This window comes from Sphingomonas sp. SAFR-052, from assembly GCF_051965015.1.
Lineage (GTDB): Bacteria > Pseudomonadota > Alphaproteobacteria > Sphingomonadales > Sphingomonadaceae > Sphingomonas.
In genome coordinates this window covers 1-16,521 of record NZ_JBQCMO010000004.1, presented here as the reverse complement: position 1 = coordinate 16,521, position 16,521 = coordinate 1, and the positions used below count along the sequence as shown (strand labels likewise).

General features: G+C 65.4%; 10 protein-coding genes. 3 read left to right on the top strand and 7 right to left on the bottom strand.

All coding sequences use genetic code 11. The annotated features are described in order from the left end of the window. Positions 1 to 44: 44 nt before the first annotated feature. The 3 genes from ACTHQV_RS07935 to ACTHQV_RS07925 all read left to right on the top strand — a co-directional run bounded on the left by ACTHQV_RS07935 (position 45) and on the right by ACTHQV_RS07925 (position 5,710). Positions 45 to 704: a hypothetical protein gene (locus ACTHQV_RS07935; protein ID WP_440489430.1), complete on the top strand. Its 660-nt coding sequence runs from the start codon at positions 45 to 47 to the stop codon at positions 702 to 704. A gap of 199 nt (positions 705 to 903) precedes the next feature. Continuing rightward, positions 904 to 3,834 carry a TonB-dependent receptor gene (locus ACTHQV_RS07930; protein WP_440489428.1) on the top strand — a complete coding sequence of 977 codons (2,931 nt, stop codon included), beginning with the start codon at positions 904 to 906 and terminating at the stop codon, positions 3,832 to 3,834. A gap of 106 nt (positions 3,835 to 3,940) precedes the next feature. Continuing rightward, a complete protein-coding gene (locus ACTHQV_RS07925) occupies positions 3,941 to 5,710 on the top strand; it encodes a hypothetical protein (protein WP_440489427.1) in 1,770 nt (589 codons plus the stop codon). Between the two features lie 144 nt (positions 5,711 to 5,854). Here the strand turns inward: ACTHQV_RS07925 and ACTHQV_RS07920 are convergent, their stop codons facing one another. From ACTHQV_RS07920 to ACTHQV_RS07890, 7 genes are all read right to left on the bottom strand, one after another. Then, positions 5,855 to 6,697: a MurR/RpiR family transcriptional regulator gene (locus tag ACTHQV_RS07920; RefSeq protein WP_440489426.1), complete on the bottom strand. Its 843-nt coding sequence runs from the start codon at positions 6,695 to 6,697 to the stop codon at positions 5,855 to 5,857. Positions 6,698 to 6,868: 171 nt separating this feature from the next. Further along, complete coding sequence (locus ACTHQV_RS07915; RefSeq protein ID WP_440489425.1) at positions 6,869 to 7,993, bottom strand: acyltransferase family protein; 1,125 nt, start codon at positions 7,991 to 7,993, stop codon at positions 6,869 to 6,871. Further along, on the bottom strand, positions 7,990 to 10,287 hold the full coding sequence (locus ACTHQV_RS07910; protein WP_440489424.1) for an alpha-N-acetylglucosaminidase TIM-barrel domain-containing protein: 2,298 nt from the start codon (positions 10,285 to 10,287) through the stop codon (positions 7,990 to 7,992). Before ACTHQV_RS07910 ends, ACTHQV_RS07915 begins: the two co-directional genes overlap by 4 nt. A 387-nt stretch (positions 10,288 to 10,674) precedes the next feature. After that, complete coding sequence (locus ACTHQV_RS07905; RefSeq protein WP_440489422.1) at positions 10,675 to 11,385, bottom strand: gluconate 2-dehydrogenase subunit 3 family protein; 711 nt, start codon at positions 11,383 to 11,385, stop codon at positions 10,675 to 10,677. After that, a complete protein-coding gene (locus tag ACTHQV_RS07900; RefSeq protein WP_440489420.1) occupies positions 11,382 to 13,076 on the bottom strand; it encodes a GMC family oxidoreductase in 1,695 nt (564 codons plus the stop codon). The genes ACTHQV_RS07905 and ACTHQV_RS07900 overlap by 4 nt, the downstream gene beginning before the upstream one ends. Next, positions 13,073 to 13,822: a 3-keto-disaccharide hydrolase gene (locus ACTHQV_RS07895; protein ID WP_440489419.1), complete on the bottom strand. Its 750-nt coding sequence runs from the start codon at positions 13,820 to 13,822 to the stop codon at positions 13,073 to 13,075. The genes ACTHQV_RS07900 and ACTHQV_RS07895 overlap by 4 nt, the downstream gene beginning before the upstream one ends. A gap of 642 nt (positions 13,823 to 14,464) precedes the next feature. Beyond that, on the bottom strand, positions 14,465 to 16,303 hold the full coding sequence (locus ACTHQV_RS07890; RefSeq protein ID WP_440489417.1) for a PAS domain S-box protein: 1,839 nt from the start codon (positions 16,301 to 16,303) through the stop codon (positions 14,465 to 14,467). Positions 16,304 to 16,521: the final 218 nt, after the last annotated feature.

Genomic DNA, 16,521 nt, shown 5'->3' with positions numbered 1-16,521 from the left:
CCGATGCAAACAGTCCCGGCTTTGCGCGGGTGCAGCTGAACGGCATGGAAGTGCTCGGCAACGTCGACTTGCCGCAGGACAGCCGCGGCCAGACCACCCGCGACCGCGCATTCGATTTCAACCTGTTCGCCGCCGAACTGTTCAGCCGGGTCGATGTGCGCAAGTCGTACAGCGCCGACCAGCCCGAAGGCGGACTGGCGGGTACCGTCGGGCTGTTCAGCGCCCGCCCGTTCGACAACAAGAGCTTTCGCGCTGCGATCGGCGGGCAGCTCGCCACCAACAGCCTAACCCGAGACGTGCAACCGCGCGTTACCGCGCTCATCTCGCTGAACTGGGGCGATATCGGCATCCTGCTGTCGGGCGCGTACAGCCGCCGCCAGACGCGTGAGGAAGGGTTCGACACCTATCGCTGGCGCCTGAACAACGCGACCGGCAGCAACATCTCGAAACTGTCGAGCGCGAATCAGGCGCGGCCGGACCGGCGGCCAGGTCGAGCACGACGACCGGTTCCCGCCCCGGCCCGGCGGCGATCGACAGTGCCGACCGCACCACCGCCGCTACCCGTTCCGATCGTCCGCCCTATGCCATGTGGACGCAGTAGCTGCGCCTGCATCGTTACATTGGAATGGCGGTCACGATGGAGCCAATGCCGTACCAAACGAACGCCAAAATCACGTCGGATGAAATTATACGATCCTAATTGACGGTCTGTGGAAATTTCGTTCTAACCTTCGACGGGGCGGGTGCAGGGGGCTCGAGCGCCGACACGGCAAGACGCGTCGAGCCGGTTCGGCAATCGCAGAACGCCAGTCACCCGATCGGTACGGTAAGGGGGAATGCGCAGTCATGGTGTATCGTTCACGCAAGAAGTTGTTGGCCGTTGCGTTGATGGGCGCGACCGCGATGTCCGCGCCTGCTCTGGCCCAGACCACCAACACCGATGCGGTCGTGCCGACGCCGACCGTGCCGACGCCGGCCAATCCGTCGCAGGTAACGCCGGAACAGGCTCCCGAAGTCGAGCAGGCAACGGCCGAGGGCGGCGAGATCGTCGTCACCGGCTTCCGGCAGAGCTACGCGAACGCGATCGCCGCGAAACGTAATCAGGTCGCGATCACCGACGGCATCTCCTCGGACGGTCTCGGACGCTTTCCCGATCTCAACGTCGGGGAGGCGCTGCAGCGGGTGCCCGGCGTCCAGATCAACCGCGAGGCGGAGGGTCGCAACGCGACGATCAACCTTCGCGGCCTGCCCGGCGAATATGCGCGGCTGACGCTGAACGGCGTCGCCTTCGCCGAACCGATCCTGAACGATGCGGCGCCGCTCGGCGCGTTCAATTCCGACATCTTCAGCGGCATCGTCGTCGACAAATCGCCCCTCGCCAATGCGCAGAGCGGCGGCCTGTCGGGCAATGTCGACCTGCAGATCGCGCCGGCGCTCGGCCGCAAGGACGGCGGCTTCGCCAAGCTCGCCTACGAACATAACGAACTGGGCAGCCGTGGCAGCCCGGCGGCGACGCTCGGCTACAACTATCATGTGAACGATGACTTCGCGGTGTTCGGCGTGCTGGCCTATAAGCGCGAAAATTTTCGCCGCGATTCGATCCTGTTCAACAGCTATACCGCCTTCACGCCGGCGCAGGCACAGGCCAATATCTCTACGCTGGGCAGCTATTACGCCGCGTCGTCCGCCTGCCCGTCCTGTACCGGCACGACGACGACCCGGGGTGCGCTCTACAATTCGCAGCTTCGCCAATATACGCGGTTGAACGAAGGCAATCTCTTCACCGGAGCCGCCGGCGCCGAATATCGCGTCGATCCCGAAACGAAGATCGGCGTCACCGGATTCTACTCCGACCGTAATCTGCCGAAGACGCGGCAATATCTGCTGATTACGTCGAACAACAACGCCAGCATCCTGCGCCCCAACGCCAACCCGATCGCGCTCGACGACGGTCGCTACGTCGTCGACGATTTCAGCTTCAGCAATGCCGACATCGTGTCGTCGAGCCGCGATTACGCGCAGCACCAGAAGACCTGGGGCGTGAACGCCAATGCCGAATGGAAGAATGACGACTGGCGCGCCAACGTCATCGGCACGGTATCGAACGCATCGAACAGTTCGATCGAAGCGGGCCTCGATTTCATCACGTTGCAGACTGCCGCCGGCAACGGGGTCAACGGATCGATCCGGACCGGCAGCGGCAAGATCGAGAATTACGCGCAGGTCCTAGCACCCGATCCGGTGGTCACGACCCGCGGCATCTCGACCGGCGTCTGGGGCGGAACGTCGTTCCCCGCCGCCTATTTCGACAGTGCCGATCCGGCCCGGCGAACGAACCGCTTCAAACTGCAAGGGTCGCTTGGTTATGCCCGCAACCGGCTGCTCGCGACGCAGGCCGATCTCGAGCGCCAGTTCGAAGGGCCGCTGACCGGTATTCAGGGCGGCGTGCGGTTCGAAAGCAACCGGTTCACGTCGGAGGGGTATCGCATCCTCGGCTTCGGCCTGCCCATCGCGAACGTCACTCCTGATTTCCTGCAACAGGCTGGGTTCGCCGACGATTTCTTCGGCGGCAAGGGCGGTTCGCCGACCAGCAACTGGCAGATCATCGATCTCGACCTCGCGCTGGCGAAGCTGCGGCCGGTCGCCGTGTATCCCAACGGCACCTTGTCGCCCAACGGCTACAACATCAACTATGCCGACAATGCGTATCAGCTGAACAATTTCGTCAATCAGAACAATCTCTGGGTCGTCTATGGTCAGGCGAAATACGAGTTCGAGTTGGGCGGCATCACCGTACGCGGCAACGCCGGTCTGCGCTACGAGCGGACCAAGAATACGATCGACGCTCTGGCCCGCGTGTCGCTGACCAACGTCATCGGTACGCCGTCCGACTTCCGCACCCAGCAGTTCGAGCAGAATTACGGCAAGCTGCTGCCCTCGTTCATTGCGGTTGCCGATATCACCGACAAACTCGTGCTACGTGCGGCGGCCTATCGCACCTATGTCCGCCCGCAGCCGCGGCAATTCTCGCCCAGCACGATCGTCAGCGCGCCGGTCAACGGGGTCTATGCCGTCAATCTCGGCAACCCCGACCTGAAACCGTACGACGCGACCTCATTCGATCTGTCGGCCGAATGGTATAACCGCCCCAACAGCCTAATTTCGCTCGCCGGGTTCCAGAAGCGGATCACCGGCCTGATCGCGACTATCACCGATCCGGCGCAGCTATGCCCGACGGACTCGCCCGAATTGGGGCTGGGGACGCTGACGGTGAACGGCGACCGCTGCGAAAGCAGCCAGACCTATACGCAGGGCGGCATCACCCAACCGTTCCTCGTCGCGGCATCGGGGTTCGTGAACCAGACCAACCCGATCACGGTGCGCGGCGTCGAATTCAACCTGCAACAGTCGCTCGCCTTCCTGCCGGGCATGCTGCGCAACCTCGGTGGCGGCTTCAACTATGCCTACACCACCATCAGCGGCAAGACGGTGACCGGTGCCGACGCGACGCTGCCCGGCGTGTCGAAGCACAACGTCAACGTGATCGGCTATTACGAAACGCCCGATTACGGACTGCGCCTCGTCTACAATCTTCGCAGCAATTACGACCTCGCTTCGGCAGGGTCGTTCACCGGGGCGGCGCGACAGGTGCGGACGCGCGGTCAGCTCGACCTGTCGGCATCGTACAACATCAGTTCGGCGCTGACCCTGTCGCTCGACGCCTACAACCTGACCAACGCGATCCGCGTGGAGTATGAGAACCAGCAGAACCTGCCGCGTCGTGCCGATTATGACGGGCGGACCTATACCGCGACGCTGCGCGCGACGTTCTGACGCGGGCTATCGCGCATCGGAACACCGGCCTGCCGTCCGGCGGGCCGGTCTTTCCGTACGATGTCGCGAAGCGGACGGCCGGTGCATTCCCGGTGAGGAGAGCGTGATGGATCGGCGCCACTTCCTGATCGGGACCACCGCCGCTGCGGTGACGGCCCGCCCGCTCGCGGCAGCCGCGCCGAAGAAGGACGAGGCCAGCCTTGCGGTCGTCACGACCGCCGCCGATCAACAGGCTTTGGCGATCCTCGCGACGCCGCCCCCCGCCGACCTGACGCCGCGCGCTACGCTTCGCCGGATGCGGCGGTTGCTGACCCCCTTCGTCTGGGCGCGATCGATCCATCATCACGGTGCGGCGCTGGTCGCCCCGGTCGCGCAATTGCTCGACACCGTCGAACGCGCGCAGCATGCCGACGGCACGTTCAGCATCGGCAACCGCCATTCGCCCCCCGACACCGCCTTCCTGATCGAAGACATGGCGGCGATGATCGAACTGTTGCGGACCGATCGTCACGCGACCAGCGCGCCGATCGCCGCGCGGCTGAAGGCGATAATGCGCAGGGCCGGGCCGGCACTCGCGACCGGCGGCATCCATACCCCGAACCATCGTTGGGAGGTGAGCGCAGCGATCGCGCGGATCGACGCGATCGACCCGCATCCCGCCTATCGCGCCCGGCTCGACGACTGGCTGGCGGAGGGGATCGATGTCGATGCCGATGGCATCTATTCCGAGCGCAGCCCGGTCTATGCGTCGGAGGTCACCAATCCGTCGCTGCTGATCCTTGCGCAATTGCCCGGCCTGTCGGGGCTCCGCGACATGGTGCGCCGCAATCTGGAAACGATCCTCGTCCTTGCCGAACCGGCGGGGGGAGAGGTCGAGAACGTCCTGTCGCGGCGGCAGGATCAGGATCAGCGCCGCACTACCCTATGGCCCTTCTACACCCAGTTCCGCGAGATGGCGCTGCGGACCGGCGATGCCCGCTTCGCCGGCGCCGTCCGTTGGATCGAGTTGAAGGAGGCGACGAAACTCGGCGACGCGCTGACCGACCTGATCGAACGGCCCGAGCTCGCCTATTCGTTGCCCGCCGCACGGCCGCCCTTCGTCGACGGGTCCCGGCTGTTCGCACCGGTCGGGCTGGTCCGGCAACGGTGCGGCGCCATGACCGCATCGCTCTACGCCGGCAGTGACTGGTATGCCGATGGCAAGCCGTCGCCCTTCTACAACCGCATCGGTTCGGGCCTCGCGACGAACCCGACGCTGTTGCGGCTGTGGAAGAACGATCTGGTGGTCGAAGGGGTGCGGCTGATCCCCGATTTCTTCGGCATGGGCCATTTCCGCCCAGCGACGATCGCGCTCGATCCCGACGGGACGGTGCGGATGGCGGGCGAACTGGCCGTCCCCTATTACCAGCCGCTGCCGCGTGTGTACCGCCGGGCCGATGGCGCGTATCCGTTGACGGCATCGACCGATCACCGTTTCAGCAGCGCGCTCGATTTCGAACGCCGCCCGGTCAGCGTGCGCCGGCTGGGAATCGCGATCCGCATCGTGCCCGACGCCGCCGGCTATCGCCTGCTGATCGAAACCGATGGCGAGGCCGATGTCAGCATCACGATCGAGATCACCCTGCGATCGGGCGGCGTGCTGGAGGGGGCGTGTCCGCTCGGCGACGGCAGTTTCCACCTGATCGATGGACAGGTCAGCTACCGCGTCGGACGGGACCGGTTGCTGATCGGTCCCGGCGCCGGTGCGGGCCCGGTCAAGGCGACGTCGGGCGACAATTACACTTGGGCCAACGGCCAATCGCAACTGCCCGGTACCCGCCTGTACGTGACCGGCCACTCGCCGTTCCGCCACGAACTGCGACTCGCCTTCGCCTGACCGGTAACCGACGCCATCGCCCGCTGATCGACAACCTCGTCCGCATCATAGACCAGACCGGCTCCCCTGATCTGCAACATAACTTCTACTAAAGCGAGGTGTGCAGGATCTGCTTCATTCGGCTGCGCTGGCGCGTTTTCGCGCTCATGGTCGGTCGCGTGAAGCCGCGAATGCGCAATTGATGACCAGCGCCTGCGCTAGGCACATCGATGCCGACAGCGACCGGAATGTGCGGACCTCCGTTTCATGGACCAGCAGGACGGTGTCGGCGGGCTTGGCGACCGGACTGACCGGGCTGTCGCTGATCGCCAGCACCTTGCCATGGCGCGCGCGTGCCGCCTCGACGATCGCCACCGTTTCTTCGGCATGGGGTTCGTAGCTGACGGCGATCAGCAGGTCGCGGCGGGTCATCCCCTCGACCTGTGCCTGTGCCAACCCGGCAATCCCGTCAATGAAGACGACCCGCTTGCCGGTCTGCAGCAGCGAATAGGCGAGATAGGAGGCGACGGGAAAGGAACGGCGCAATCCCATGACGAACACGGTATCGGCCTTGTCGATCAGGTCCACCGCCGCCCGCATGTCCGCCGCATTGACCGTTTCGAGCAGATGTTCGAGCGCGAGCTGGTTGCTCTCGACGAACTCGGCCAGGAGATCGGCGGGTTTGGCGCCGTCGGCACTGATCGTCTCGCCGAGTTGGCGTAGCCGTTCCGAATAGCCGAGCGCCGCGCTGGTGCTGAACAATCCGTCACGGAACAGGCGCTGCATCTGCGTCGCGCCGTCGAAGCCGAAGCCTTTGGCGAACCGGACGATCGACGACGGCTGCACCCCGCACCGCGCGGCGAGGACGGCCAGCGTGTCGAGCGCGACGTCGTTCGGCTGGTCGAGAATGTAGCGGGCGATCTGCTGCAATCGCTTACTCAGCCCTTCGTACCGCCGGACGATTTCCGAACGAAGTTCGTCGGCGGTGGTGGGTGGTCCTTCGGGCATGTCGCCGATCCTGCTGACGTAATAGGAATATCGCTACATTGCCATGCGCGCAACCGCACCGATATGACGCCAGATATCGACATGAACCGGATGTTTCACCCGGATCTCAGATAGAAGATTTGTTCGATCGGGCGGGCATGCACGACATCGCATCGATCGACGGCGCCCGGTTCAGACCTTCAGCAGCCAGCCACGCCGGTCGAGCCACCAGCCGAACGCCCAGCACACCAGCGTATAGGCAATGGCGCAGGCGAGCGATCCGAACGCGCCGGGCAGCACCGGCTGGAACAGGGCGATCCCGATCCAGTCGTACAGCCCGCCATAGGGCGGTACGCGCACGAGTTGCAGCGTCATGACCAGCAATTCGGAAAAGATGTAGATGGCGAGCGGGTTGCGGCCGAGGATGGTCAGGAACCGTCGCCCGGTCGTGACCCCGCGCAGTTCGATCGCCCAGACGAACGCGGCGAGCAGCACGATGTCGCAACCGATGGTCAGCAGCGCGAAGGGACTGGTCCACAGCCGCTTGCCGATCGGAAACCATGGCGACCACAGCAGCGCGAGCGCAATCACCCCGGCCCCGGCGAGCGCGATCCGTAGCACGACCGCAGGCGCCTCGCCGGAACGCTGGACCCAGCGGCCGATCAGGAAACCGGCCAGGACGTTGACCGTCGCGGGCAGGGTGCCGAGCAGTCCCTCGGGATCGAAGCCGTCCGTCTTGCGATAGAGGTGGTCGCGCCCGAACAGCGTCAGGTCGATGGTCGTGCCGATATTGCCCAGCGGGGTATAGGCTTCGCCCGCCGGGCTGAACGCCAGCAATATGCCCCAATAGCCGATCAGCAATGCCGCACAGATGCCGATCACCGCCCGCACGCTGCAATAGCGGGCGATCGGCGCGGCAATCAGGTAGCACTGGGCGATGCGTTGCAGGATGCCCGGAATGCGGGCATCGGCCAGCGCCTTCGCGACATAGCCGCCCTCGGCATCGACCGACACGAACGGATACCAGAACATTACGAAGCCGAGCAGGAAGATCAGCGCGGCCCGCTTCGCCACCCGCGCGAAAAATTTGCGGGCGGGCAGGTCGGGGCGCAGCGCGAAACTCATCGCATTGCCGACCGCGAACAGGAAGGTCGGAAAGACCAGATCGGCAAGCGTGAAGCCGAACCACGGCGCGTGACTCAACTGTGCGAAAGGGGCCGCCCCGGCGCCGGCGGTGTTGACGACGATCATCAGGAAGATCGTCGCGCCGCGAAACATGTCGAGCGAGACGAAGCGTTGCCGGCCGACCCCGGTCATTCCGCGTCGGCCAGCGTCAGTACCGTGCGCGCCTGGGCGATTACGTCGTGCGGGCGAATGCGTCGATAGCGTTTGGTGTCCTTCACCCAATTCTGTTCCCAGTCGCGGATATCGCGCCGGACCGCCGCGTCGTCGAACGGCGTGTCGGCGACTGCGGCGGCGCGGCGTTCGCGCAGGAAATGCTGCCAGCGCGGCAGGTAGAAATCGGCGACCAGTCCCGCCCATGCCTTTGACGCATAATCGGCCAGATTGCCCTCGCCGCCCCATATCGTCACCTGCGCCTTCGCATCGGTGACGAAGGCGCGTTCGTCCGCTGGCGATCGGGCATAGGTACGCGCCATGTCGATCCAGCTCGACAGCGTCTCCTGCTGGTTGCCGAGCAGCAGGTCGATGGCGCGGGCGAGCGGTTCGATCCCTGCCGCCGCGCGGTCGCCGCCCGCGACGTCGCCCGCCGCATAGGCGAGCAGCGCCCGCTGCACGCGTTCGTCGAGGCGCAACAGCGCGTAATGGCGGGTGACGTCGACCACGTCATAGCGGTAGAGCGCTTCCCCGCGCAGTCGTGGCGCTTGCTCCAGCAGGCCGGCGATCCCCGCCCGCAACGCCGTCCGATCGCCCGGGGGGGCGGGCCATGCGGTCGCGGTGGCCGTCGGCCGCTTGAAGAACAGATAGGCCCCGGCCTGCTTCTCCCACCAGCGCGGGGTCCAATAGCGGGTGGTATAGGCGCCCGCGACGATCTTCGCCCATGCCGCGTCGAGCGCGGGCGTCGCCGTGCCGTAGCGGGCGGCGAGATGGCGGTGCAGCCAGTCGGCGGTGGACGTGCCACCGCGATCCCATGCCAGATCATAGGCATTGGCATAGACCAGCGAATTGCTGTGCAATCCTTCGGGAAACATGCCGAACCCGGTCAGCCGCCCCTTGTCCGGCGCGGCGGCGAGTGCCGTCAGATCGTTGCGGTAGAAGTCGAGGTCGCCATAGACCGGATTGCTGCCGCCATAATTATGGACATAGCCATAGACCCAGTTCTTGCCGCCGAACGCTTTCGTATCGCGCCAGATTCCGGGATAGCGATCATTGCCGATGTCCAGCACCAGCATGCGCCGATCCGGTACCTTCGACAGGAAGGCCGCAATCGCCTCCGGGGTCCAGAAATGCTTATCCGCGCCGAACAGCCAGCCCTGCATCACCCATGTCGCGCCCGGTGCCGCATCGGCGATCGAGCGGTACAGGCGTTCGCCATAGGCGGCTAGACGCGCGACCCGCACGGCCGGTGGCAGGGCGGCCGCCCGCGCGGCGGCGGTGTTGGCGATGCTGTCGCCATAGGTCGCGGTCGCGGTGTCGCTGCCGTCCTCGGCGATCGGCGGGACCATTTCGTTGAACGCGTCGGCGAGATAGAACTGCCCGGCACCATATTCGCGGGTGTAGAGGTCGATGAACCGCTTCGCCAGCACCGCGAACAGCGGGTCGGACGGGTCGAGCCAATAGGTGGCGTTAAATCCTTCCCAGGCGCGCATCTTGTAGATTCGCGCCTTCGGGTGTGCGTCGGCGAACGCCTTTGGCACATAGCCGGCGAAGGCGGGCAGCACCGGCGTCATGCCCAGCGCCCGCATCCGCGACAGGATGCGCCGTTGCAGCGCGTGTTTGTCGTCGATCCAGTTGGGCGACAACGGGCTGCGATACCCCTCGATATTGCCCATGCGCTGCCATGGCAGGAACGCCGGACCGGACAGCGATGCGACGATCGCCGCGTCCGACAGTCCGGTTTCGCGCCACAGCGCGCGCCAGATATATTCCTGCCCTTCCAGCGCCAGCGGCATGTCGACGCCTTGCGCCGCCATCCAGTCGATCTCGCGCTCCCACCGTGCCCAGTCCCAGAAGGGTGTCGTGTAGCCGTAGGTGCAGGTGTTGAGGTACACCCGGTGGGCAAAGGGCGACGTCACGCGCCCGCCGGTCATGCCGGGCAGATGGGCGGGCAGGGCGATGCGATCACCCTCCCAGCTGAGCGAAGCTGCCCCCGCCGCGTTCCAATAGCTATAGGCTCCGCGTACCAGCGCCACGGTCGACGTCCCATCGATCCGCGCCCGTCCGCCGGCAGCGGCGATGGTATAGCTTGGCTCCGCAGCGGGCAGGATGCGCAGGTCGAGGCGTTCCGGCGCGAGCCGCAGCCGGGCAAGCGTCGCTCGCGCTGCCGCGATGCCGGTCGGTTCGGGCTGCATCGCCGGGGTCGGCGCAACTGGTTGCGCATGCACCGACGACGTGAAACCCGCCAACGCCAATGCGCCTGCAATCAGCAACATTCGTGGTAACGCCATCGACCTGTCCGTCCTTCCCGCCGCAAGGGCTGCATGCCGTTCGCGCCGGAGCCCATCCGCGCAGCGGACCGGTTGCGCCGGGCGATGATACGTAATTTCTTATACGAACCGGTTTGGAAAATGCATGCCATTTCGATGCGTCGGAGGCGACGCCTGACCCCGTGTCGCGGTCGGAACCCGATCCGGCAAAGCCGGAACAGGACCGATGCCACTTCCACGCAGTTGGCCGGGAAGGCGGCACGCGCATGCTGGTCGACGAACCCGTTCACTTTGAACCGTCGCTCGGACTGTCTGCCTACGGTGGCCGCTCAGAACAAGCGGAGCCACTGCTCGGTGCGAACGGCTCCTTCGGTGTCGCCACGCGACGGCGGCTTACGCGCGCACTTTGCCGTCCAGCTTCAGTTCCTTCACCAACGCGTCGAAATGCGCGAGCGCCTTGGCGTTGGGGCCGGGATAGGGACCCTCGATCACCTGGTCGCCGATGAAGCCCATATCGGCCTTCCCTTCGGGCAGGCTGTAGAAACCGAGCACGAACAGGTTGCGTAGCCGGTCCATAAACGCGACCGGCTTTGCCAGGGCGGGGGCCGGCGCAGCGATGGTCAGCGCGTCGAGCAGCAGACTACGCCGCGCCGCGCTGAGCTTGACGAACGACGCGCCGTGCAACGCCCGGCTCTGTGCATCGAGCCAGATAAGGCCGGCGAGGACGGTCGCCCGATCGTCCTGCTGGCGGGGGTAGGGCGCGCTGATCCATTCGTCGATAAAGGCACCGACGCCCAGCTTGCCCGCACCCGGCGACACCGCATCGGCGGGCAGGATCATGTCGCCCAGCATATCGATTGCCGCGCGCTGCGACGGGGTGAGGGTCAGCGGCCATGGCACTTTGGGATCGGTCAGGTCGGGGTCGCGGCCATAGCCCTTGGTCGCCGGCAACGGGGCGACCTGTGCCGGCCAGTCGACCACGTCGAACGGCGGTAACTCTGCGGCGTCAGTCACAACCCTGCCGAACGCGGGCGTCCAGGACGCGAGCGACAGGGCGGTCGCGGCGGTGAACCATTGCAGCGTCGTGCGGCGGTCGAGGGTCATGCGAGCGCTCCCGACTTGAGGCGCGTGGCCAGCCGTTCCGACGCGCGTAGCGCAAGCGCGAGGATCGTCAGCGTCGGGTTCTTGTGCGGTCCGGATGCGAAGGTCGCACCGTCCATCAGCACGACGTTGTCGACGTCCCATGTCTGGCCATAACCATCGGTCACCGACGATCGCGGGTCCGCGCCCATGCGTGCGGTGCCGAGTTCGTGGATGATCTCGCCGCCCGCAGTCATGATCTTTTCCGGTGGCAGGTCGGGGTCGAGGATCGTGCCGTTCAGCCGACGGAACACCGAATGCGCGGTGCGGCGGCCGTGCGCGACCTGGTTGACCTCGTGCTGCGACCATTTGAACGCGAAGCGCAGCACCGGAATGCCGAACCGGTCCTTCACGGTTGGATCGATCTCGCAGAAACTGTCCTTGTTGGGGATCATCTCCCCGCGCAGCACCAGCGCGATGGTCGCGCCGGATCGTTCGCGTACCGCCTGTTTCAGGGTCGAACCCCATGTCCGCGGCAGTGCCGTTTCGGGCGGGATGCCGAAGCGGCCGCCGATCTCGAAATGATATCCGCGCGCGAAGTCCAGTTCGCCGCGCTTCTGCTGTTCGTACAGCCAGAACGGAATGTAGATGTGCTGCCCGCCGATCCCGTCCTCATTATAGCGCGGACGGTTCGCCAGCCCCGGTATGTATGCGCGGAACGACGCGCCGGTGGAATCGGTCAGGTTGCGCCCCAGTTCGCCCGACGAATTGGCGAGGCCCCGGCCTGCCTGCCCCGAATTGAGCAGCAGGCGGGTCGTCTCACCCGTACCGGCGGCCAGCACGACCGCCCGTGCCGTCACCCGGTGGCGCATGCCGGTCTTGCGATCGACATATTCGACGCCGGCGGCGCGGGTGCCCGACCCCATCATCACCCGCGATACCATTGCATCGGTCACCACCCGCAGCCTGCCGGTCGCCTTGGCCATCGGCAGCAGCGAGGTCGTCGTCTGGAACATCGCGCCGATGGTGCAGCCACGGGTACACGGCGTCGCGTTGAAGCAGGCGCTGCGCGGCGCGACCGGATCGGGCATGTCGCGCGTCAGGACGGCGCTATGCGCCGCGCGGACCGGAATGCCGAGGCTTTCGGCAGCGGCGGTAATCAGCATTTCCGGCACGCGTGGCTTGGGCGGCGGCATCAGGCAGTCGGCGGGTGAATCTGGATGGTTTTCCAGCCCGATCGGCCCGCCATTGACGCCGATTATCCGCTCGACCCGGTCATAAAAGGGGGCGACATCGTCATAGCCAATCGGCCAGTCGACGCCCAATCCGTCGCGCGAAAACGGTTTGAAGTCATAGGGGCCGAAGCGCGGCACGTGCCGGCCCCAATGGTTGGTCCGGCCGCCCAGCATTCGCGGGCGATACCAGCGAAAGTCGGTGCCTTCCTGCATGGTGTACGGTTCGCCATCGACCTGCCAGCCGCCGTCGACGGTCGCATCGAAATATCCGAACGGCTTGTCGGGTGTGCCCGTCCCGCGTAGCGGCGCGTCGCTTTCGGGGGCGAACATATTCACCTCGGCCTGCGGATCGTAGCTCCGTCCGGCCTCCAGCATCAGGCAGCGCAAGCCCGATCTGGTCAGGCTGTATGCCGCCATGCCGCCCGCCGCGCCCGACCCGACGATGACGACGTCGATCGCGGCGTCCGCCGCTGCGCTCACTTGCCTGCCCCTGTGGCTGAGGGCCCGATCCGGCGCAGCTTGATGTTGCGGAAAGCGACCGGCTCGCCATGGTCCTGCAGGCCGATGACCCCGCTCGCAAAGGTGCCGAAGCGCGGCATTTTGGCGAATTTCGAACCTGCGACTCGCTTGCGCCATGCATCGTCGCCGTAGGAAACGTCGGCAGTCAGCGTGCCGTTCAGCCATTGGCGTATGCGACCGCGCTCCACCAGCAGCCGCGCGTGGTTCCAGCTTCCTGCCGGTCGCGCCACGCCCGCGGATGGTACGGTCATGTCGTACAGCGCGCCGGCGCGGTGCGTCGGTATCTTGCCGTCGGGATGTCCCGCATCGTCCAGGACCTGCATCTCCAGCCCACTCTGATATAGCAGCGGCGCGTCGGGCATCCTGCGCGCGAGGTACAGGATGCCGCTGTTGCCGCCCCGTTCCACCTTCCAATCGAGCGTCAGTTCGAACGCGCCGAACATGTCGGCGGTCACCAGATCGGTGCCGCTCATCTGTCCGTCGGCCTTCGTCAGCAGCAGCGTCCCGTCGCGTACCACCCATGTCCGCGCCGGCGGTTTTCCATCGAACGATCGCCACCCCGAGAGGTCGCGTCCGTTGAACAAAAGTATCCACCCCTCCGTACGTTCCTGGGCCGTCAGGACGTTGGCGCGTTCCGGGGGACGCTGCCCTATGGTTGGCGATGCGATCAGCATAAGGGCGGCGCCGATGCCGAATGCCATGCGCATGGTGGTTCTCCTATGGTATCGCCGTGCTCATACGCCGCCGTTGCCCAAGGCTTACCGACTCTGCGGTGGTTTACAAGGAACCCGTGAGCGGCCCCGGCGACTGTCTGGGCCAAAGCGTAGTTGGAGCTTAAGCCGACGCCGCCGACCGATGGCTCCATGCCGGCTTTGGCGAGGCGTTCGAGCGCTTCTCCAATCCAACGCGCCGCCACCGGACGCTGGGCTACGTCAGCTCATGGACTTCAAGCGGCGGGCGCAGGTAGCTTAACCTCGTGTCTGCGAAACCGATCGCAGCTTAGATGGTCCGGTCGATGCCGTGGCGCTGACCCCGCGCACCATCATCGTATGCCGCTGTGCCAACTCCAGATGCGCACGAAGGGCACATTCACTGGTCGCCGATCGCGCGCAATCGAGTTCCTGCTGCGCCCGCCTGAGATGATAGTCACGGTTGGGACAAATCATATCCGCCTCCCGGTCCCACGTCGAACAGTCTCGCCGTCAGCGGCAATCTCCCGCAATCGAACCGGGCCACTTCGCTAGCAATGAATTGCCGGTCGAAAGCGACCGCCGGAAAACCGCCTCTACCCTCGATAGGAACTGCCTTTGCCGATCGGTCGCTGACATACGGAGGATCCCTAGGTAGCATCAACGGGTGCCAGGATCTTCCGCGATGGCAGGCGTGATCCCGGCGGCGAGCGCGATCTGCAGCAGTTCGCTCAGGCTGCGGACGTCCAGACGATGCATGACCTGTGCGCGATGCAACTCGACGGTGCGCGGGCTGATCCCCAGCTTCTGGGCGATGACCTTGTTGGTCCCGCCGTCTACCAGGCCCACCAGCACCTCGCGCTCCCGCGGAGTCAGGCGCGCAATGCGGGCGCCGGCACTCTCAGCACGTGTGGCAGGTCGCAACGTACCATGGCATTCCATCATCGCGTTCCCGAGCGCGATGTGGAAGGCATCGTCATCCGTCACGGCAACATAATCTACGGCACCCGCTTTCATCGCCGCAACCGCGTCCACTGCCGGTCTGTTCGGCGCATCGAGAATGATCGTCGGCAGCGCAATCGAGCGCGCCTTCAGTTCACGCGGGACGGAGAGGCCGTCCTCCTTCGCCTTGCGCAGGTCGACCAGCACGCAACCCGGGGCAAGGACCGCGGCGATGTCGAGCAGAGCCGAGGCGCTTGCGAACGTGCGCGCGCGATAGCCGAGCCCGCGTGCCAGACCAGCGAGCTTACGGACCTCCTCCGCCCTCGCGCCGACGATATAGGCCTGCCGGACGTCCTCGCGTGTCAGATCCTCGACGATTCCACCGATCCGGGTGATCGCGCCGGCATCGTCCGGTATGGGAAAACCGGTATCGCGAAGCCAACGTAGCGCGCCATCGGCTGGTCGCGTGATCCGGTACTCGAACTGTACGACCTCGCCGGCTTTGACGGCGGCGAGAGCATGTTCGACTTGCAATCGGTCCTCGGGATGCACGTCCTGTATCCATTCGGTCAGGTCGGTGGCCCCTTCCGCGCAAGGGATTCCCCAGATGCGCTCATACGCCGCGCTGCGATAGATGATCGTGTTGGAGACAGGATCTCCGATCCAGATCAGGTTGCTGCTGTGGGCGGCGAAGCCGCGGAACTGTGCTTCGCTCGCGCGGATCGCTGCCTCGACCATGCGCCTTTCGGTCATGTCGATCGCTGCGCCCACGAAGCCCGTGGCTCGTCCATTCTGGAAGGTGGTCTGGCCGGAAGTGGCGATGTGCCGCGTGACACCGTCATCCCGCCCGATCACACGATATTCGATCGCATAATGGCCGTCACCGGTCGGATCGACGCATGCCGCGATCGCGCTACGTACGCGCTGAAGATCGTCGGGATGAATGCCGGCCTCATACACGTCGTTGTCGACCAACGCATCGGGGGGCAGGCCCCACATCGCGCGTAGTCGATCGTCCCAGTCGAGCGCGCCGGTGGCCGGGTCCCAGGAATAGATGCCAAGGCCGACCAGCTCGGTCGCCGCACGTAACCGCGCCTCGCTCGTACGCAACGCTTCTTCGATCGCCCTGCGCTCGCTGGTATCGCGCGACACGCCGATGACGTGTTCGATGGTCCCGTCCTCGCTGCGCACGGGACCCCATCGGTACGAGAAATAGGCGGCGTGTCCGGACGGCGTGTCGTAGAAGACCTCGTCCTCGACGGTTACCCCTTCGGCAAAGATCCGGTCGATATGGCCGTTCAGAAGGTTCGCCAGATCGGGCGGGTAGTCCAGATCGGCAAAGCTGCGTCCGATCATTTCGTCAGCGGTCAACCCGAAGAGCGCCAGCATCGCAGGATTGGCATAGGCGAAACGCCGCTCCCGGTCGAAGGCATACACGAAGTCGGGGATCGCCGAGAGGTTCGTTTCGAGGAAATGTAACCGACGCGCCAGTTCGCTATCGCCACCATCGTTCGCAAGGCGCCTGGGTGCAGTGGGTCGTGGAGTTCGTCTGGTCACGGCCCATTCTCCCTGCCGAATTACCCATGCGATCCGGCCGCCGAGCCTGCGGAATGTCCCTTAGGGATCGCCCGCATATTTTGCGGACGATATAAGGGCTTAGGTCGCCTTGCCTAATCAAGGAGACCGGCATGAAAGCCCTAGGCGGCGTGGACGAATTTGAGCCAGTATCTGGCGGTGGCAAGGTGGACCATGCCCAGGAAGCTGCTGGCCAGCTG